The sequence below is a fragment of the Ningiella ruwaisensis genome (genome assembly GCF_004798935.1).
In the GTDB taxonomy this organism is placed as follows: Bacteria; Pseudomonadota; Gammaproteobacteria; order Enterobacterales; family Alteromonadaceae; genus Glaciecola; species Glaciecola ruwaisensis.
Genome location: NZ_RAHT01000002.1, coordinates 495,877 through 515,879, shown reverse-complemented (window position 1 = coordinate 515,879; position 20,003 = coordinate 495,877). Strand labels below are relative to the sequence as shown.

The 20,003-nt window shown below is 43.9% G+C and carries 17 protein-coding genes; 11 read left to right on the top strand and 6 right to left on the bottom strand.

The features are described from left to right. Positions 1–150: 150 nt before the first annotated feature. The 3 genes from D6V41_RS05725 to D6V41_RS05715 all read right to left on the bottom strand — a co-directional run bounded on the left by D6V41_RS05725 (position 151) and on the right by D6V41_RS05715 (position 4,661). Positions 151–1,101 carry a hypothetical protein gene (locus D6V41_RS05725; protein WP_136250507.1) on the bottom strand — a complete coding sequence of 317 codons (951 nt, stop codon included), beginning with the start codon at positions 1,099–1,101 and terminating at the stop codon, positions 151–153. 241 nt (positions 1,102–1,342) lie between these two features. Further along, positions 1,343–2,737, bottom strand: a complete 1,395-nt coding sequence (gene cysG, locus D6V41_RS05720; protein ID WP_136250506.1) for a siroheme synthase CysG — start codon at positions 2,735–2,737, stop codon at positions 1,343–1,345. Between the two features lie 181 nt (positions 2,738–2,918). Then, entirely contained in the window at positions 2,919–4,661 is a 1,743-nt protein-coding gene (locus D6V41_RS05715; RefSeq protein WP_136250505.1) for a DEAD/DEAH box helicase, read from the bottom strand. Between the two features lie 199 nt (positions 4,662–4,860). Between D6V41_RS05715 and prsT the strand changes: the two genes are divergently transcribed. Beyond that, positions 4,861–7,680, top strand: coding sequence for an XrtA/PEP-CTERM system TPR-repeat protein PrsT (gene prsT / locus D6V41_RS05710; RefSeq protein WP_168710970.1), 2,820 nt, complete (start codon positions 4,861–4,863; stop codon positions 7,678–7,680). A gap of 82 nt (positions 7,681–7,762) precedes the next feature. Further along, positions 7,763–8,590, top strand: a complete 828-nt coding sequence (locus tag D6V41_RS05705) for an ion transporter (protein WP_136250503.1) — start codon at positions 7,763–7,765, stop codon at positions 8,588–8,590. 21 nt (positions 8,591–8,611) lie between these two features. Here the strand turns inward: D6V41_RS05705 and tolC are convergent, their stop codons facing one another. Beyond that, on the bottom strand, positions 8,612–10,024 hold the full coding sequence (tolC, locus tag D6V41_RS05700; protein WP_136250502.1) for an outer membrane channel protein TolC: 1,413 nt from the start codon (positions 10,022–10,024) through the stop codon (positions 8,612–8,614). Positions 10,025–10,296: 272 nt separating this feature from the next. Between tolC and nudF the strand changes: the two genes are divergently transcribed. The 6 genes from nudF to D6V41_RS05670 all read left to right on the top strand — a co-directional run bounded on the left by nudF (position 10,297) and on the right by D6V41_RS05670 (position 16,385). Further along, positions 10,297–10,914, top strand: coding sequence for an ADP-ribose diphosphatase (nudF, locus tag D6V41_RS05695; protein ID WP_136250501.1), 618 nt, complete (start codon positions 10,297–10,299; stop codon positions 10,912–10,914). Positions 10,915–10,987: 73 nt separating this feature from the next. Continuing rightward, complete coding sequence (locus D6V41_RS05690) at positions 10,988–11,416, top strand: DUF1249 domain-containing protein (protein WP_421907597.1); 429 nt, start codon at positions 10,988–10,990, stop codon at positions 11,414–11,416. Between the two features lie 22 nt (positions 11,417–11,438). Further along, positions 11,439–12,032 carry a YqiA/YcfP family alpha/beta fold hydrolase gene (locus D6V41_RS05685; RefSeq protein ID WP_136250500.1) on the top strand — a complete coding sequence of 198 codons (594 nt, stop codon included), beginning with the start codon at positions 11,439–11,441 and terminating at the stop codon, positions 12,030–12,032. Positions 12,033–12,182: 150 nt separating this feature from the next. Then, positions 12,183–14,075 (top strand): DNA topoisomerase IV subunit B, encoded by a 1,893-nt coding sequence (gene parE / locus D6V41_RS05680; protein ID WP_136250499.1) that lies wholly within the window; start codon positions 12,183–12,185, stop codon positions 14,073–14,075. A 42-nt stretch (positions 14,076–14,117) separates the two neighbouring features. Beyond that, positions 14,118–15,392, top strand: a complete 1,275-nt coding sequence (locus D6V41_RS05675) for a YfiM family lipoprotein (RefSeq protein WP_136250498.1) — start codon at positions 14,118–14,120, stop codon at positions 15,390–15,392. Positions 15,393–15,494: 102 nt separating this feature from the next. Next, positions 15,495–16,385, top strand: a complete 891-nt coding sequence (locus tag D6V41_RS05670) for a TraB/GumN family protein (RefSeq protein ID WP_136250497.1) — start codon at positions 15,495–15,497, stop codon at positions 16,383–16,385. A 136-nt stretch (positions 16,386–16,521) separates the two neighbouring features. Here D6V41_RS05670 and D6V41_RS05665 read toward each other — a convergent pair whose 3' ends face one another. Next, positions 16,522–16,845 carry a hypothetical protein gene (locus tag D6V41_RS05665; RefSeq protein ID WP_136250496.1) on the bottom strand — a complete coding sequence of 108 codons (324 nt, stop codon included), beginning with the start codon at positions 16,843–16,845 and terminating at the stop codon, positions 16,522–16,524. 183 nt (positions 16,846–17,028) lie between these two features. Between D6V41_RS05665 and D6V41_RS05660 the strand changes: the two genes are divergently transcribed. After that, entirely contained in the window at positions 17,029–17,208 is a 180-nt protein-coding gene (locus tag D6V41_RS05660; RefSeq protein ID WP_136250495.1) for a hypothetical protein, read from the top strand. Positions 17,209–17,213: 5 nt separating this feature from the next. On the opposite strand, the gene epmB is transcribed toward D6V41_RS05660, so the two are convergent. Next, on the bottom strand, positions 17,214–18,260 hold the full coding sequence (gene epmB / locus D6V41_RS05655) for an EF-P beta-lysylation protein EpmB (RefSeq protein WP_136250494.1): 1,047 nt from the start codon (positions 18,258–18,260) through the stop codon (positions 17,214–17,216). Between the two features lie 111 nt (positions 18,261–18,371). On the opposite strand from epmB, the gene efp reads away from it, so the two are divergent. After that, positions 18,372–18,941: an elongation factor P gene (gene efp / locus D6V41_RS05650; protein WP_136250493.1), complete on the top strand. Its 570-nt coding sequence runs from the start codon at positions 18,372–18,374 to the stop codon at positions 18,939–18,941. Next, the gene (gene epmA, locus D6V41_RS05645) at positions 18,910–19,953 is read left to right on the top strand and encodes an elongation factor P--(R)-beta-lysine ligase (RefSeq protein WP_136250492.1); all 1,044 of its coding nucleotides are present in this window, start codon (positions 18,910–18,912) and stop codon (positions 19,951–19,953) included. Before efp ends, epmA begins: the two co-directional genes overlap by 32 nt. The last annotated feature ends 50 nt before the right edge of the window (positions 19,954–20,003 follow it).

Here is a 20,003-nt window from a genome sequence, read left to right as displayed (position 1 = left end):
CTTAAACCTTAACAATAATGGGATTGTGTGAGGGGAGCAAGACTTTAGAGAGGCTGATTACAATAATGGGTAGGACAAATGTTTACAAAATGTTTCAGCGCTTTAATTTTCTATGCATGTTTATATACGCTGAATAAAAAACAGTGAGGCTCACATTTGTTCTAAGGTGTACTGTCGATTACGAATTTTAAGCAAGGTTGAGTCAGAGGCTTCTCCTACTGCAAAATAGCCAGGACCGGCTGCTTCAAGCAAGATGTAAGTAAGCCCTTTGTGTGTAATAAACTCGTCATTAGGCTGAGGATTAAGCGCAACCGCTAAAAGCGCATGCTCTGGCAACAGCACCATGTTTTGCTTCACGCCTTGGTTATAGGCTTGCAAAAGTGCAGCCAAAAAGGTTGCCTTACTGTCACAATCTCCCTGGTTTTGAAGCAACAAATCTTTGGGGGAAACAAAGCCCGCACCGTTTGAACTTAGACGATTTTCCATCACATCATACGGAATGCTCTGCATCCAGCTAAGCGCAATCTCTATGAACTCGCGAGCATCATTGGCATTATCTTGTATGGTTTTAATGGCCTCAACAACAGGCATTAATGCATCTGCACTTTCTTTCGCATATCTCACATGGTCCTGTTTAACCGCATCAGCGCCGCTTGGACCTGAATATTTAGTAAAATAAGAGCGCTTGAAGTAGTCAGCTTTTGCTTGATTGCCAGCTTCATCAAGCGCTTTCATGATGTCCCTTGCCTTTTCTTCGTTGCGGCTTGAGACACCATACTGCAAATTCTTTCCTACACGCTTGATATCGACTTTTGCCTCGCGCGGGTCGAGATTTTGTGCGTATTTCAGCAAGGCAATTTCAATTTCTCGCTGCATCAAGGCGTTGCTAAACGCGGCTGAAGAAGAGGGCATTCGCTTAAAAGCCTCAGTATCAAGCGTAAATGACAAATTGTATTCAGTATCCTCTCGCTTCCATGTGTAGTTAAAAGACTGACCTTCAGGCACCGAAGTTGACGAAAACGCTAGCTGCTTGGCGTTGACCTTAAACGCCATACTGATACAAAGAAAAACTAAACAACCTAAACTTGTAAAAACTGACATTTTTTTAAAGCGTATTCTTAAGTAGTGTAAGAACTGGTGTAAGAACTGGTGTAAGAAATGGTGTAAGAAATGGTGTAAGAAGTGGTGTAAGAAAAGGTGTAAGCGCATGACAATGCGCTTTTCTATAGCAAACTTTGTGTCTTTTGCCGAAGCGATAATATTCATTAGTACTTTTTTGCCAAGTACCTGCATGTTGAACTTTCCCATTACAAAGGCCTGTTTTAGATATCGGCCGTTTTGTTTAAGACTGTTGTGCCCCAAACCAATTCAACTGGCTGTGTAATGTCACCACTGTGCCTACAATGATTAAAGTAGGGGGCTGAATTTGAGCATCGGCGGCTAAATCAACAATGTTTGAGAGTGTGCCACTTAGCACACGTTGATTGCTGCGTGTGGCATTTTCAATAAGCGCGATGGGCATGTCGTCGGGCAAACCATTTGCGATTAATTCTCTACAGATAATAGGCAAACCAGTGAGGCCCATATAAAAAACCAGCGTATGATTGTTTTTAGCTAAGGCAGGCCAATCCAAATCAATACTGTTGTCACGCAGGTGCCCTGTTGTAAAGGTTACTGATTGTGCATGGTCCCGGTGGGTGAGAGGGATGCCAGCGTAGCTTGCCGCACCGCTAGCAGCGGTAATCCCAGGCACGACTTGAAAGTCAACACCATGGGCAATAAGCGTTTGAATCTCTTCACCGCCACGACCAAAAATGAAGGGATCACCGCCTTTTAATCTCACTACCCGATTTCCTTCAAGCGCCAATTTAGCCAATAGTTCGTTAATGTCTTCCTGAGGAATGGTGTGATTGCTCTTTGCTTTGCCCACGTAGATTTTTTCTGCATCACGACGAACCAGCTCAAGAATGTCTTTTGAGACCAGTCGGTCATATACTACCACGTCGGCTTTTTGCATCAGACGTAGCGCTCTGAATGTTAGTAAATCCGGGTCACCCGGCCCCGCACCTACTAAATAAACTTGCCCTTTAGGTTTATTACCTGCTTTGTATTCAGTTAACGCATCATCAAGTTGTTTTTCAGCCAATGATGCATTGCCTTGCAGCACATTTTCGCCAATATCACCATCTAACACTTCTTCCCAGAAGTATCGTCGGTCGGTAACTGATTTTAATCCGCGCTTTACTTTCTCTCGAAACTTTTCAGAAAATTCGCCAAGCAAACTGACTTTACTCGGAATAACAGACTCAAGCTTTTGACGAATGTAACGCAGCAATACCGGCGCTACTCCACCTGAACTCATAGCAATGATGATAGGGCTTCTATCGACAATAGAGGGCGTAATGAATTTACAAAGCGGGGTATTATCAACCACATTCACCAATATTCCCTTAGAGTGCGCCAGGTCGTGAATGTGCTGATTGACTTCGGGTTTGTCAGTTGCAACAAACACAAGCGTTTTAGCTTGTAAGTCATTATCTTCAAATGATCGGGTAAGCAAGGAAACATTAGGATGTTTAGCCAGCTCATTAACTGCATCACTTACCCATGGCGCAACAACCGTTATTTGAGCCGTTGTTTTAAGCATTAATTCTAATTTGCGCGCGGCAACTTCACCTGCACCCACAATGAGGCAGTGCGTGTGTTGAGCGTCTATAAATACGGGAAAATATTTCATAGATTAAGTGTGACATAAAATGCGTTATTGGGAACAATCAAAAAAATTGCACTTATAACTAAAAAGAATGAAATTTGTGTGTATTTCCCCATTTAGGGATAAGAAACAGTTCGGAATAAATAAATGCAAAAGTTTTTTATCCCGAACCGTGCAAGCATTTAGCAAGCGAGCTTGCTAAATATCAGCTATTTTTTTTGCGCTTGGGTGGTTCGTCAGACCATGCGCGGATATTTAGTTTCTGACCAGCAACGCGAGTCTTTTTAAGTAACTCCTGCGTTTCGTTAGGCATGCCCTGAGGCAAATCGACCAACGAATAGCTATCGTGAATGTCAATTGCACCGATATGTTTACTACTGATATTCGCTTCGTTCGCTATGGCGCCTACGATATTGCCGGGTTTAGCACCATGTGCATAACCTACATCAATACGAAAACGCTGCATGCCTTCCTCTGGTTTGCCGCGTACACGAGAACTTGGTTTTCTCTCGCGTCCACCGCGTTCGCCTTTTCCGCGTGCTCCTGCATCTTTCCCTCGCCCTCTTTCGCGATCGCGAGATGGGCGCTCTTTAAATTCTGGCTTGGCATTCAGATCAGGACGGTCGCTTTCACTGAGTAATAATGGTTCGTCACCTTGCGCGACTTTTGCAAGCGCCGCCATTACAAGCTCAGGAGAAGCTTCTGAGGTTTGCATAATAGAATCAATAACCGGCATGTATGATTCAATAGATTCATCATTGATAGCTTCAAGCACACTGTTTTTAAAACGATCCAAACGTGATTCGTTAAGCTGGGAAATGGAGGGTATATCCATTTTCTCAATGGCTTGCTTGGTGGTTTTTTCAATAGCAAACAGTAGGCGCTTTTCTCGATGAGAGATAAATAAAATGGCATCCCCCGTGCGTCCAGCGCGACCTGTCCGGCCAATTCGGTGAACATATGACTCGGTATCATAGGGAATATCATAGTTTACAACATGACTCACACGTTCAACATCCAGACCCCTGGCAACAACGTCTGTGGCAACTAATACGTCAATCTTGCCTTGCTTGAGTTTATCAACCGTGCGCTCACGCGCATTTTGTGGGATATCGCCGTTAAGCGGCTCAACATCATAACCTCGCGCGCTTAGTTTATCTGCCAGTTCAATGGTCGCAGTTTTGGTGCGCACAAAAATGATCATGCCATCAAATTCTTCCACTTCCATAATGCGGGTGAGCGCTTCAAGCTTGTGATGACCTGCCACCTGACAGTAGCGCTGACGAATAGTGCTGGCAGTGCTGACTTTTGAAGCAATCTTTACGTGCTGAGGGTTGTTAAGATAATTTTTGGTAATTTTTTTAATAGGATCAGGCATGGTGGCTGAAAATAGCGCTGTTTGCCTTTCTTTTGGTGCATGAGACAAAATTAGCTCAACATCATCAATAAAGCCCATACGCAGCATCTCATCTGCTTCGTCGAGCACCAAAAATTTAAGCTGATCGAGTTTAAGTGTTTTGCGTTTAATATGGTCGATAATCCGACCGGGTGTGCCTACTACAACCTGCACGCCACGCTTAAGCTGACGAATTTGGTTGTCGTAGGATTGGCCGCCGTATACTGGAAGCACTTTAATTTTTTGTGAAAAACTGGCGTAAACCTGAAAGGCTTCCGCCACTTGAATGGCAAGCTCGCGGGTAGGCGCAAGCACTAAAAGCTGCACAAACTTATCGTCTGGATTGATATTTGACAGCATAGGCAATGCAAACGCGGCGGTTTTACCCGTGCCCGTTTGCGCCTGGCCTAATAAATCGTGACCTTCAAGCAAAAGCGGGATGCTTTTTGCCTGGATAGGAGAGGGCTTTTCGTAACCTACTTTTTCAAGCGCTTGTAATATGGCGTCGGGGAGATTGAGATCTTTAAAGGTGATGTCGACAGTGTCGGTCATGTAATTTCCTGAATATTTTGCTGCATGTAGCTAAAGTAAAGGCAGTGCAGAGAGGATGCGGGCGCCGTGTGTTAATCAGGTATTATATTAGATATTGGCGCTTTATACCATTAAACTTATTGCATCGGTAGCAAAGACATGTGTTAATAATGCGCATGCACGAAAAAATTTTGATATTGACGCGTAAATGGAGTTATTTATGACGGTGTTAAGTGATTTATGTCAAACCCTAAATTTTGGTAAATCTCTGATAGCAAATAAAGTGTCAAAGGGCTTTGTAAAAATTGTTGGCGTGAGTGCGCTGTCCCTGAGTCTATTAGCTTGTACGGGAAAAACCGCAGAAGAGCATATTCAGCAAGCGCAAAGTTTTGTTGAGCAGGGAGATGCAAATGCCGCAATTGTTGAACTCAAAAGTGCCATTCAGGAAAATCCCAGAATGGCTCAGGCACGATTTGAGTTAGGTAAAATATATATTGCTCAAAACAGTTTTGAATCTGCTGAAAAAGAGCTTTCTCGCGCTCTGGAATTAGGCCACCCTCCTGCACAAGTGATTCCTTTGCTTTCTCAGGCGTATCAGCGAACAGGCGCAAACGTTGCCCTAGCAGATCTTGAGTTTGATGAAGAAAACTTGACCACCGTTGAGCGTCTTGAAGTCAATTTCAGAAAATTACAATCGCTTATACAGCTTGAAAAAAACGCCGAAGCCCGTGCGCTCATTGATGAAATGAGCGCTCTGGACTCAAGCTCTGTCTACAAAGATCTTATTGAATCCCATCGCGCTGTACTTGATCAAGATTACGAAATGGCGCTTGCGCAGGCAATAGAACTGCATGATCGCGCTCCTCTGAATCGCGATATATTGGCCTTTACCGCAAGGCTTTATATGATTAATGGCGATGAACAAGCCGCGGCCAACATGTATGAAGAATATATCAAAGTCGCTGGAGATGATGTTGAGGCAAAATTTGCCCTAGCCAATATGTTGGTTCAGCAAGAAGACTCGAAGCGCGCTGAAACTTATATTGATGAACTTTTGTTGATAAGTGACACCAATCCTTTTTTAAATAAATTAAAAGCCATTGTGCGCGCGGCAGACAACGATTTTCAGGCGGCTTTCGATTTCAGTGAAAAAGCCATACTTAACGGAAGCACTGAGCCACAGGTAAGAATGGTTGCCGGATTTGCAGCATATCAGCTGGGTGATTTTGAAGAGGCCATTAATAATCTGACGGTGATTGCGCCACTATTACCCGACGGTCATCCCGGTTTGCGCATTTTAGCGGCCAGTCAACTTCAGTCCGATATGGGAACCGAGGCAAGTGAAGTCCTGGAACGTATTGGTGACGTTACGCCTGAAGATGCGAGTCTATTGTCGCGTGCTGGCTATGAACTTATTCAGGAAGGAAATGTTGAAGCTGCGCAAAAGGTAATTGCACAGGCAGATAAGATTAGTGAATCAGCCGCAGACCTGACTCGCTTAGGCATTTTGAAACTGTCGTTAAATGACGTAGAAGGCTTGCTTAATCTGGAGCAAGCAGTTGAAAAAGCGCCCGAGTCAGTCACTGCAAAAACAACGCTGGCATCGGCCTACTTGGGGACAAATCAGTTAGATAAGGCACTTGAGCTGGCAAAAGAGTGGCAGCAGGAGGCACCGAGTGCTGCTCAAGGTTATTTGCTTGAGTCGGAAGTATTGCAGCGTGAAGGTAAGTTTATCGAAGCAGAAGCAATTCTGAATAAGATAGCTGAGTTTGCCGGCGATACTGCGCAGCTTAAGGTCGCCAAAATTCGGCTCTATTTGCGCCAGGAAAATATTGATAAGGCACTTGAAATAACCAATGCGCTGTTGCAAGAGAATCCACAAAATGTGGTTGGCCTTGCCAGCTTTTTTGCGATTAAATCCCAGGCGGGTGAAAGAGAAGCAGCTTTGAATAAGATCAAGGCAGCATTTGATTATGCACCAGAGGATCAAGCCTTGTCTTTACTGCTGGCAAGAGTCGCTGTTGCAAGTGGTCAACCTCAGATGGCGCTGACTGCGCTTGACAGTATTGAAGCAAATCGTGGCGCACCAAACCAATATTGGACCTTAAAAGGCATTTCGTTGGTAAGGTCGCAGCAAATAGATGAAGCCCAGCGACACTACGCAAAATGGGCAGAATTATTCCCCAAACAAGAAGCTGCAACGATTGGACGTTTGCTCTTAGCCGATGGTAAACGTGAATATCAGTCAGGGATAAACATCGCGACTAAGTTTTTGGAAAGTGAAGATAACGTGCAAGTGCGCATGTTATTGGCACATTTTCATGCCATGCTTCGAGAAGTGGACAACGCCAAACAGGTGCTGGCAGGCATCGCTGAGCAATATCAGGCGCTTCCTTACGTTCGCGGTATTAAAGCGCGCATTGCCTTGCTTGAAAACAGACCAGCTCAGGCAATAGACGACGCTCAGTCGGCCTATGCGCAAAGCCCTAACACAGATAATTTGTTTATTTATAGTCAAGCCTTGTTTGCATCAGGTCAGCAAGATGCAAGCTATAATGCGCTTGAAAGTCACGTTGAGCGTTTTCCCAACGATGTTAGAGCAAAATTATTATTGGCTGAACGACAAATTGAAAACGACAGTGGATCAGCAATTGCCAATTATCGGGAAGTACTTGAATTAGCACCAAACAATTTTGTGGTTCTAAATAATCTAGCTTATTTATTAATGCAAAACGGTGAGCTTGCTGATGCCGCAAAGTACGCAGAACAGGCGTATGAGATGCAACCTGACAATGTTGCAACTGCCGATACGTATGCGCAGGTGCTTGTGAGACAAAACAAAACCGAAGAAGCACTTGATGTGTACGCAAGAGTGATGAGCGACAAAGTCACGAACGAAGAAGTGGTGTTGAACTACGTAGAAGCTTTGCTCAAGAGTGGTTCGATGGTAGCCGCCAAACGAAGACTCGAATCCACCGACTTTACTCAAGCTGAATCTTCAGCACGTGCAAGGGCCTTGATACAGGAATATAATCTGTAAGCGAGGTTTTTAGGCCCTCATTCAGAGGAATTTACTGGCCTGCAAACATGCAGGCCAGTTTCGTTTTAGGTAATTGGAAAATATGTTAGCCAGTATTTACGCTGCTTTAGTGCGTATTCGTCACAATAAGGCATTCGAGTTTTTTGTTATAGCAGTTATTATCATTTCTGCTTTAGAAATTGGTGCGAAAACTTACGATCTGTCACCCTCGGCAGTGGCCATTACGAAGTATCTTGATGTATTTATCACGGTTTTCTTTCTGGTCGAAATTCTGATCAGGTTCATAGCTGAGGATAAAAAACGAGACTTTTTTAAGTCTGGCTGGAATGTGTTTGACACATTGGTCGTGATTATTAGCCTCATACCCATTAACGAATCTGAATTAGTTTTACTCGCGCGATTAGTGCGTATTTTCAGAGTATTGAGGATGATATCAATCATTCCTGAACTGCGTGTGCTCATCAATTCACTAATGAAAGCGCTGCCGCGTTTAGGTTATGTGGTCCTGCTTATGTTTATCATCTTTTATATTTACGCAGCGATTGGTTCGTTCTTATTTAAAGACATTAATCCAGTACTTTGGGGCAATATTGCTATTTCCATGCTCACACTCTTCAGGGTTATGACTTTTGAAGATTGGACAGATATTCAATATGAAACCATGGATGTTTACCCAATGAGCTGGATATTTTACATGACTTTTATTTTCTTCACCGCCTTTGCCTTTCTAAATATGGTGATTGGAATTGTGGTCGGCGTGATGGAAGAAGAGCAAAGCATTGAAAGAGACAAGGGTCAGCCAAGCTTGATTGATATTCAAACGCAAATTGCCAATTTAAGTGCGCAGTTAGAGCAGATACAGCAGGGTATGCAATCACAAAGTCAAGAGCACACGGCTAAGAAGTCCTGACTTCTTAGCCGTGTGTTGAAACTAGTTTTGTTCAGCGGGAGCCGGTTTCAAGGCCTGATTGATAGCCTGTAAATCGGCGACTGTCAAAGTACCAGCAGCCCGTTTTAAATTAATAATTGATGTAATGAAGTTATAGCGAGCATCGGCTAAGTTACGACGAGCATCGAACAGGTTTCGCGTGCTGTTTAACACATCTACGATGGTTCGTGTACCTACATCAAATCCAGCCTCAGTCGCCTGAAGTGCGCTTTGCGCTGACACTACCGATTGCTCAAGTGCACGTATCGTTGAAATAGCAGCCTTTACATCGTTAAATGAACTGCGCACGGTGCGAACGGTTTGTCGGTACGTTAATTCCAAATTTTCGCTTGCAACCACATAGTCTGCGCGAGCAACTTCCGTCTGAGCGCTTACCGAGCCACCTTCGTATATAGGCACATTCAAGCGAAGTGTCAGGCTGCGGTTATCGAGGCGAGGGGGATCATTAACGAAAGTCTGGCTTTCTTGCCCTTCCACAGCAGGATTCAGGGTTGTTTCGCTGTCGCGGTCGTTAATACCGTAAGATCCCGTTAAAGCTAAAGTTGGCAAATGTCCTGAACGAGCAATGTCGATGTTTTCTTTTGCAATGTCTTTAGCAAAACGTTGGGCCAAGAGCTCCAAATTAGCGTCTTTGGCAATTTCCAGCCATTCGCTTGGGTTATTGGGCGTAGGTTCTACCGCGGTAAATTTATCTGTATCAAGTACAAATAACTCATCGTGATACTGACTGGTAATTTCGCGCAATTCTTCGAGTCGAAGTTCAACCAGATTTTCAGCACGTATTTGACGAGCCACTGTATTATCGAAATTTGCTTGTGCTTCGTGTACGTCAGTAATGGCAGTTAAACCTACTTCAAAACGTTGTTTGGTTTGTTCAAGCTGGCGCTCTATCGCGCGTAGCTCGGCTCTTACAAACTCTACATTGTCCTGTTCTCGCAATACGGCAAGATAGGCAGTAACGGTTCGCTGCATCAAACCCTGTAAGGCAGAACCCAGATTTGCGTCGCTTTGCTGGGCAACAAGTTCCGCCCGGTCCAGACCTAACCAGTTGGCATGGTCATACAAAGACATATTAAGATTAATACCGTAGTTAAGAGTAGTTGTATCGTTATCACCTGAAAATTCAAAAGCGCGCGGTACGCCGTCCACTTCAATAATTTGTTGGTCAAATACTTCAGAGGTGCTATCTGTGTACGACACCGAACCAGAAAGCTGAGGAAGCAGACTTGCCCGGCTTAGATCAATTGCCGCATAAGCGGAGTTTTTCTGCGCCTCTGCGCGATTAATGATTGGGTCGTTGTCAACAGCGAGTTGATAGACAGTCATCAAGTCATCGGCATACGAGCTAGCGCTGAACGACAAGCCCAACATAATCGAAAGAATGGTTTTTTTCATGTGGCTAGTGCCTTAATCTAATTCAAGTTATAGGATAATAAGAGCGTATTTATCTGTGATTATCTAGCAATTAAATGCCCTTCAGCACAAATAATAAACAAAGATAAACACGCTCTGGTTCTTAGTGTAATTTATTCAAGCTTTTAGACAAATTAAAAGCTTGTAAGATATAAGCGCGAAGTGTAACAGAATGTTAAGCTAGTCTTTAAAACACGCTTTAGTTTGTGATACCTCATCACAAAACGCAATGTTTAATAAATGGATCAACACCAATGTCAAAATTTTCTCATGCAGATGTGAAACTAATAAGTAAAACCACTTTATTCCAAGGTTTTTTCAAAATGGTGAAATACGCTTTCACTCATACAAAATACGACGGAAGTGTAAGTGAAGTTGTTGAAAGAGAGGTTTTTGAGCGCGGTCATGCGGTGGCAGTATTAGCTTACGATCGCAAAAGGGACGAATTTGTGCTCATTGAGCAGTTTCGCTATCCTGCGCTAGAAACAAGCAGTGACCCCTGGATGATAGAAGTCATTGCCGGCATTATTGAAGAAGGTGAAGATGAAGTCGATGTTTGTTTTCGGGAAGCGAAAGAAGAAGCCGGCGTTGAGCTAAAGAATATAACCAAAGCCATGACCTACCTCTCAAGCCCCGGTGGCACCACTGAGCGTTTACATATTTATATGGCAGAAGTGGATGCAAGCACGGCAAAAGGTATTCACGGTTTAGACAATGAGGCCGAAGATATAATGGTAATGCGAGTAAAACAATCTGAAGCCAGAGAGTGGTTGAAAAACGGCAAAATTGATAATGCGGCAGCCATAATTGCGTTACAATGGTTTTTTTTGAACAAGGACGAATTATTTTTGCGCTGGGATGCGATGAATTGAGTATAAAAGCGTTTTGGTTAAACGTTGTTTGTCTCGAACATGATTTTGAAGCTGACGCGCATTGGAGGAAAGCTTGAAAAAACGCTACGTGCCACACTTACCAAGTATTCTTGCGACCTGTGAGAATAATTACGTGTGCATGTTAAAACTTCTGCCTGACTGCGACAGCGAGGACTTAAGCTACGAATTTAGCATCAATGATTCGCTTTCTTATAAAATAACGATCCTTGATTCAACCCGTTACACCAGTACGCTCAAGATGCAGCAAATAAACACTAAAGTACCTGATTACCTTAATCCAAGTATGGTAGTGAGGCTTTATCATGATGCAAAAGTAGCTGAAGTGCTTGAATCGCAGCGAACCAATCAACTGAAACCTGTGTACGAATACCCGAACATAAACATGCACCAACAAAACGAAAAATTTTTGGTGAATGTTTTTTTAGCGGAATGGCTACATTTTTGTTTGACGCAACGTATTGTTTCTACCAGCTTTAACTAACGAAAATCACAAAGGAAGGTTAATGCAGCATCTGATTTATCTGCATGGATTTTTAAGCTCCCCGCAGTCTGAAAAAGCACAGCTCACACTTCGCTACATCAAAACACACTTTCCAGGCCTTAATTTTCATTGCCCACAGCTTTTAGGCGACATTAATAAATCGGTGGCGCTTGTTGATGCTTTAGTCACGAGTTTATCTGGAAACCTTCGATTCATTGGTAGTTCCATGGGCGGGTTTTTAAGCACGTATTTTGTCGAAAAGTACGGCAAAAAACACGGCGAAAAACGCGATGCAAGAGCTGTCATTGTAAATCCTGCCGTAGAACCCTTTAATTTGTTAAGCGACTACATGGGCAAACATGTTAATCCTTATTCAAATGAGGTTTTTTATATCAGCGAAAAAAGTATCGAAGATCTTAAAAGCTTTTATTACCCGACTATAAGGCGTCCTGCAAACTACAAAGTTTTGCTACAAACGGGGGATGAAACGCTAGATTATCGTCTTGCCTGTAAAAAATATGCAGGCGCAGATTTCACCGTAGAGCAAGGCGGTAGTCATGCTTTTGAAAATTACGACGCACACTTACCGGCTATATTGCGCTTTTTGCAAAGCTAAATGCCGATAAGCAAGCATCGCTGTATTGCTTGCATCTCAGCGCCTTGCTACTATGCCGGTATCGCATGAAGGTCATCCTCCGCACTGTTATCAATGTATAAACAAATGCATAAGAAGACAGCATACATAAGAAGAATGAAGCGCTAAAACATGAGCAATCAATATAATTCCGATGCAATTGAAGTTCTCAACGGTCTAGAGCCAGTTAAACGTCGTCCCGGCATGTACACGGATACCACGCGTCCTAATCACTTAAGTCAAGAGGTAATTGACAACAGTGTGGATGAAGCATTAGCGGGGCACGCCACAACCATTAAGGTAGTTTTGCACGAAGATCAGTCCCTAGAAGTGACTGACGACGGGCGAGGCATGCCTGTTGATATTCATCCGGAAGAAAAGATTTCGGGCGTTGAGCTTATAATGACTAAGCTTCATGCAGGGGGTAAATTCTCCAACAAAAACTATGAATTTTCTGGCGGTTTGCATGGAGTTGGGATTTCGGTTGTAAATGCCCTGTCAACGCGGGTTGAAGTCACGATCCGTCGGGGGGGTGAAGTTTACCAAATCGTTTTTGCCAATGGCGATAAAATCGAAGATTTAAAAGTGATTGATACCTGCGGTAAACGGAATACCGGGACGCGCGTGCACTTCTGGCCAGACCCTAAGTATTTTGACTCGTCAAAGTTCAGCGTGAGTAAGTTATTGCACGTGCTTCGTGCAAAAGCCGTACTTTGTCCAGGCTTACGCATTCGCTTCGACAACAAAATAAGCAAAGAAAGCCAGGAATGGTATTTTGAGGACGGTTTACGGGATTATCTGTATCAATCTGTAAAAGACTTTGAAACCTTACCAGATGACACACCCTTTGTCGGGCAGTTTTCAGGCAACGGTGAGGCCGCCGACTGGGCTGTGATGTGGCTGCCTGAAGGTGGTGAAATGGTAACAGAAAGTTATGTAAACCTAATCCCCACCGCGCAGGGTGGCACGCATGTGAATGGTTTGCGTCAAGGCTTGCTCGATGCGATGCGAGAGTTCTGCGAATTTCGAAATCTTATTCCGCGCGGAATTAAACTTACCGCTGAGGATATTTGGGACAGATGCTGTTATATCTTATCGACGAAAATGCATGATCCCCAATTTGCCGGACAAACCAAAGAGCGATTATCGTCACGTCAAGCGTCTGCGTTTGTTTCAGGCGTAGTAAAAGATTCATTCAGCTTATGGCTTAATCAGCACACAGATGTGGCTGAATCACTGGCCGAAATGTGCATTAATAATGCACAAAAACGCTTACGAGCCAGTAAAAAAGTAGCCCGTAAAAAAGTGACTCAAGGCCCGGCCTTACCGGGTAAGCTTACAGATTGCTCGACTCAGGATAATGCGCGCTCAGAGCTATTTTTAGTGGAAGGGGATTCAGCAGGTGGCTCGGCCAAACAAGCCAGAGACAGAGAGTTTCAGGCGATAATGCCCCTTCGCGGAAAAATCCTGAATAGCTGGGAAGTGGACTCTTCTCAAGTGCTGGCATCGCAGGAAATTCACGATATTTCGGTTGCTTTGGGAATTGACCCGGATTCATCTGATTTGTCGGGTTTACGCTATGGCAAAATTTGTATATTAGCCGACGCGGATTCTGACGGCCTGCATATAGCAACCCTTTTATGCGCTTTATTTGTGAAGCATTTTCGAACTTTGGTAGACCAAGGGCATGTGTATGTTGCCATGCCGCCACTGTTTAGAATCGATGTGGGTAAAGAAGTGTTCTACGCCCTCGACGAATCTGAAAAGCAAGGCATATTGGACAGGATTGAGGCGGAGAAAAAACGCGGTAAAGTAAACGTTCAGCGCTTTAAGGGCTTGGGTGAGATGAATCCACTCCAATTGCGCGAAACCACTATGGACCCAAATACCCGTCGTCTTGTGCAGCTAACAAGTGAAGATGGCGAAACCATGCTTGAACTTATGGATATGTTACTTGCCAAAAAACGTGCTGGAGACAGAAAAGCCTGGTTAGAAAGTAAAGGTAACTTAGCCATTGTGGATTAGTGTGAACAGACACACCCACAGTGCATAACAACGAGTCAAGGCATGCTGCGCACGCTTAAAATTATTTTGTTAACACTTTTAGGCCTTGCCATCATTATTGTGGTGCTGGGTTTTGATTTGGCACCTGCGGTTCAGGCCAGTTCCGGCGAGCAGGTAGAAAAAGCCGACTCGGTGAATCGCTTGCTTTCACAGGTTCGCAAAGTATCTACCGACAGGCAAAGTGAGCATTCTGTAGTAGTGACTTTGGAGCAGGCGCAAAGTTTAGCGGGTTTTTTTCAAAGAGCACACAAGCCGGCCAGCGCTGATTTGCACTTCAAAGAGGATGAAGCCATCCTGAAACTTACCTATCTTCTGGCAAGCTGGCCGCTAGATATTTATGCGAATATTGAAGTCAGTCTCGCTTCAGCTCAACGCGTACACCTTAACTATATAAAATTGGGCGATATATCCATACCTGGGAATTTGGGGCTGTATTTGTCAGAAATCGTTGCAAACGCTTATACAAACAGCGACGTCGCTACCCGCGCTATTGACTGGGTGCAAGCAATTGAGATTGAAGCCCAACAAGTCACGCTGCTCTTAAATCCAGCTGAAACGCTGTTTCAATCTTTAAAAACCATTGATACCGGGCAAATAAGCGCGCAAGAACGTGAGTTGCTTAACCAAATAAGCTATTACATCAATTTTTTGAGTCGTCTGCCAGGTGATGAACAACGCGCCACGCCCAATCCATCGCTCGCCTATTTCCTAAATGAAATTATGAAAGAGGCGCTTAGGCGCGATACGCTAAGACCTGAAGTGGAGAATGAAGCTGCGCTGCTGGCTTTGGCCGTTTACACGGGTAATTATCGCTTTGCCCGGCTGATTGGTGATATCAATATTCCTATTACGAATATGCCAACAGCTCCTAAAGCGCCCACGCTTGCTGGCAGAAAAGATTTAAGCTTACATTTTGTTTATTCTGCAGCAATTAAACTACTCTCCGAGCAAGGTTTTAGTATTGCCGTGGGCGAATTTAAAGAATTAATGGATAGGGGAGAAGGCGGCTCAGGTTACAGCTTTACAGATTTGGCAGCAGATTTGGCAGGAGCTCACTTTGCCAAACTAGCGGTTGACCCGGAGCATGCGCAAAACATCCAGACATTAATTGCACATTCAGATGATGAATTCCTGTTCTTCCCTTCACTGGAACAATTAGATGAAGGCTTGGATGCGCAAGCATTTGCAAATAAATACCAAGCGGTTGATAGCCCTGCCTATCAGCAAGCAGTCGATTTGATCAATCAGCGATTACAAGCTTTGCCTGTTTCGCAATAGGCTCAAAACGCTTCCGAACTTGTCTTGCCTGACGATTGAATCAGTGACACCCGATACTCATTCAGCTATATTGCAGTCTTTGTATAATACGGAATTGTAGTTATGAAAAAGGCTTTTTTGGTCAAGACCATTGCTCGGTTGGTCGCTTCTACTCTTGTTGTAGGCACAATTGTTGTGTCTGCTGCACACGCCGCTTCAGTGTATAAAATCAGTAAAAATAACGATGTTGTGTATATTGGCGGCACCATTCACATTCTTACCGAGGCTGATTTTCCGCTTGCTGCTCCCTACGAGGAAGCTTATAGCAAAGCCGATGAACTGATTTTTGAAACAGATATTGCTGCGCTTAAAGACCCTGCGGTAGTACAAGCTAAAATGCTGCCAATTATGATGCAGCCGCCAGGTCAAAAACTCTCTCAACAATTAGATAACGAGACGGGTAAAGCCTTTACGCAGTTTTTGATTGACCGCAATCTTCCTATCGTGCAGTTTGACGCCTTAAGTGCTACGGGTGCGATGCTTACTCTTACGGTTATGGAATATCAGGCAAAGGGCTTTGTTAGTGAAGGCGTTGATGCGTTTTATCACAACAAAGGCACTGAAGACGGCAAGTCTATTGCCTGGCTCGAGTCTGTGGATACGCAGTTTGCTTTACTCGACAGCTTCGATAACGGCGACCCTAATGCACTTATTGCCTATACGATGGAAGAGATTTCACAAACCTCCGAGATTATCGATGCTCTTTATACAGCCTGGAAAACGGGCGATTTAGAAGGGTTGGAAGCAGCGGGTATAACGCAGCTAAAAAGTGATTTCCCGGAGCTTTACAAGAAGATGATGGTCGACAGAAACAACGCCTGGATGCCGCAAATTGAAGCGATGTTTGGCGATGATAATACTGAGTATGTTTTAGTGGGCGCTGCGCACTTAGCCGGTGATGACGGTCTTTTGCACTTGCTGGAAGAAAAGGGCTACAAGGTTGAAAAGCTGTAGTTTCTTAAAGGGCGTCAGCGCACTTATTTCTATGAGTTTTCTTATGAGTTAATAAGAACCTCACAAAAGTGTCTTTGCTTTAGCTTAGACGCTTTTTTCTGCAAGCTGAGCGGTTTTTTTAACACCTTTGGCTTGCTTACGGTTCCTTTAGGCTTTGTTTAAACTGCTCCAAGGTAGTGATAAGCAATTCCAGTTTTTTTACGATAAGCGGAAGTTTTTGCTGTTTATCCTGCTCGGATAAATCTCCTTTCCCTTGAAGAATGGCAACATCTCCTGCGACTTCTTCAATGTAGTCTTTAAAACGCTTACTTCTGGTATGAAATGGTGTGTCGCCTGAAAAGATAGTTTGAAACTTTCCTTTTCCGCTTTGTTGCAAAGAATCTAGCACCGCATCCGCATCTAAGGCTTTGCGGTAAATCAGTTGTAAATTTTCATTAAGCGCTGAAATGACTTTATCCATATAAAATCTGTTTTTCCTGTTTCGCAGTTATGACGCAGCTATAAAAATAGTGCGGTTGTAAAAATAGTGCAGTTGTAAAACGATGTTTAAGCTTAGGTTACTCAAGACATTGCCGATACTCATCAATAAGCGGGTAATTGTGCCTGCTTTAAGCTTTTGCTACAAGCAAACCAGGATGATCTAATGCAAATACAAGGTACATCCGATCTTGCATACACGCTGCAAATTAAATCTGCTCAAATGGCTAACAATCAGCAGGAGATGCAGGGTAAAGCAGCGCTCGAATTGCTCGAGTCGGCGGCCATGCCGCCAGCCCCGGCAAGTAGCGGTAGCGCAGGCAGTATTATTAACACTTATGCCTAAATGCGCTACGGGTGCAATGTAAGATCAATCGGTGTTTTGCCGGGCTGCCCAGCAATTTCTCTAACGAGTTTGGGCACCAAATAGCCCGGCTGACGCTTTATCACTTCAGCCATAATTTGCTTCGCCTTATCTTGTGGTGTATCAAAATGAGATGCGCCTTCCACCTTATCCAACAAATGTAAATAGTAAGGCAAAATGCCTGCTTCAAATACCGCTTCATTTAGTGCAATTTGCTCTTGCACACTGTCGTTTATCCCCCGCAATAAAACCGCTTGGTTGAGCAGATGAACACCTGCACCTCTCAATTTTGCGCAAGCGCTTTTTAAATCCGGTGAGACTTCATTAGCATGATTGATATGAAACACCATGATTTTTTGAAGCTTTACCTTAGCAAACCAACTTAAAAACTCATCGTTAATTCGCTGCGGAATAACAACGGGAAAGCGGGTGTGAATGCGTAAGCGTTTAATGTGTGGAATTTGGCTAATTTGCTCAGCGAGCCATGCCAAATGAGAGTCTTTTGCCATGAGCGGATCGCCACCCGAAAAAATTACTTCGTCTAGTGCATCGGTTTTAGCAACGTAATTAAGCACATCTCGCCATTTCGCTTTGCTAACTGCGTTTTCTTCGTAAGGAAAGCTGCGTCTGAAGCAGTAACGGCAATTAACGGCGCATCCACCCTTGACAATAAAAAGCGCGCGGTTTTGATATTTATGCAAAATGCCGGGTAGGGCGTTATTGTGTTCCTGAAGGGGATCGCCAACAAAATCCGGATGTGATTGAAACTCCTCTTTTGCCGGAAAGACTTGCTTAAGCAGTGGGTCATCCCATTTATTTGTTTGCATCAGTTTGGCGAATGGGCGGGGCACACGCATATTAAATAATCGACGCGCTGCAAAGTGTTGTGCATAATCTTCGGGATTAAGCTGTAAATAATTGAGCAAAGATGCTGGGTCGGTATACGCATTTGCCAATTCACTTTGCCAACTGCTTTCGTTTGATTTATCTAAAGGGATCGTTACAGGAATTGTTTTTTTAGGTATTATTTGCATGTTTTAATTTTCCAGCAACTATTTGTTACAGTACAAGTTGTTACAGCACAAGTTGCTAAAGTACAAGAAGCTACAATACGAGTTGCTACAGTAAAAGGAATAGAGAATTTAATGGCTAATTTTAGCACTAACGAGTTTAAAGCGGGTCTTAAAGTTATGATAGACGGGGAACCTTGTTCTATCTTGGAAAATGAATATGTAAAACCAGGTAAAGGCCAAGCCTTTAACCGTGTGCGTATTCGCAAACTCATATCAGGTAAAGTCCTCGAAAAAACCTTCCGCTCGGGAGAGAGTGTGGAAGGCGCAGACGTAATGGATACCGATTTGGCATACTTGTATACCGACGGTGAATTTTGGCATTTTATGAATAATGAGACCTTTGAGCAAATCGCCGCTGACGCAAAAGCAGTGGGAGACAATGCAAAATGGCTTGTTGAGAACGACGTTTGCACGCTCACTCTCTTTAACGGAAGCCCTATCGCCGTTACTCCACCAAATTTTGTAGAGCTTGAAATTACTGAAACCGATCCAGGTCTTAAAGGCGACACAGCCGGTACCGGTGGCAAACCTGCTACATTAAGCACCGGAGCAGTAGTACGTGTACCATTGTTTGTGCAACAAGGTGAAGTGATAAAAGTCGACACCCGCAGTGGCGAGTACGTATCACGCGCACAAAAATAAATTGCTAAACTGGCAACCTGGCGCAAGTATTGAGACGCTGCGTAAACGCGCAGCGCTGCTTGCTGAAATTCGCCGCTTTTTTCAAAAGCGCAATGTGCTTGAGCTGGAAACCCCCTGTTTATCTCGCCATAGCGTAAGCGACCCCTTTTTAGATCCGCTCACCGTTATTAGATCTGAGTCAGAACAAGCAGAGACGAAGGAAAATAAGACCTTTTATTTACAAACCTCTCCTGAGTACGCCATGAAGCGGATGCTTGCCGCTGGCTTTAGCGATATTTTTCAAATCAGCAAATGTTTCAGAGATGATGAAATAGGGCGCTATCATAATCCTGAGTTTACTATGCTCGAATGGTATCGTTCAGGATTCGACATGCAGGCATTAATTGATGAAGTCGTCGAGCTTTTGCGTTTATGTTTGAAGACCGATTCGCATCAACAAGTGACATACACACAGCTGTTTCAGACGCATTTTGAACTTGAGCCAAATCGGGCAAGCCTGAAAACGCTTTTGGATTTGTGTTGTGCGGACAATATCCGTGATTATGCAAAGCTCATTTATCAGGATAGCACCTGCGGCAAGCTAAGTAAGGAGGCTGCAAAAGACGGACTTTTACAGCTGTTATTCAATACCTATATCGAGCCTTATATTGGCGCAGAGGCGCCTTGCATTGTTACTCACTTTCCTGCTTCCCAAGCGGCTCTTGCCAAACTCGATGATAGCGGACAGTTCGGTTTGCGGTTTGAAGTGTATTACAAGCAAATTGAGCTTGCGAATGGTTTTGAGGAACTCACCTGTGCAAAAACGCAGCGAATGCGCTTTGAAAAGGATAACGAACTCAGGCGTCAACTAGGTAAACCGCAACGAGACTTGGATGAACGCTTTTTAGCTGCGCTTGAGCACGGATTGCCTTCATGTGCCGGCGTGGCTTTAGGTATGGATCGCTTAATAATGCTAAGTTTGGGCAAATCTCATATACAGGAAGTGCTTACATTTGACTTTAATCAAGCGTAGTTTCAACTTTGGTCTAATTTCATCAGGATTTGGTAAGTTTTTCAGCGCAT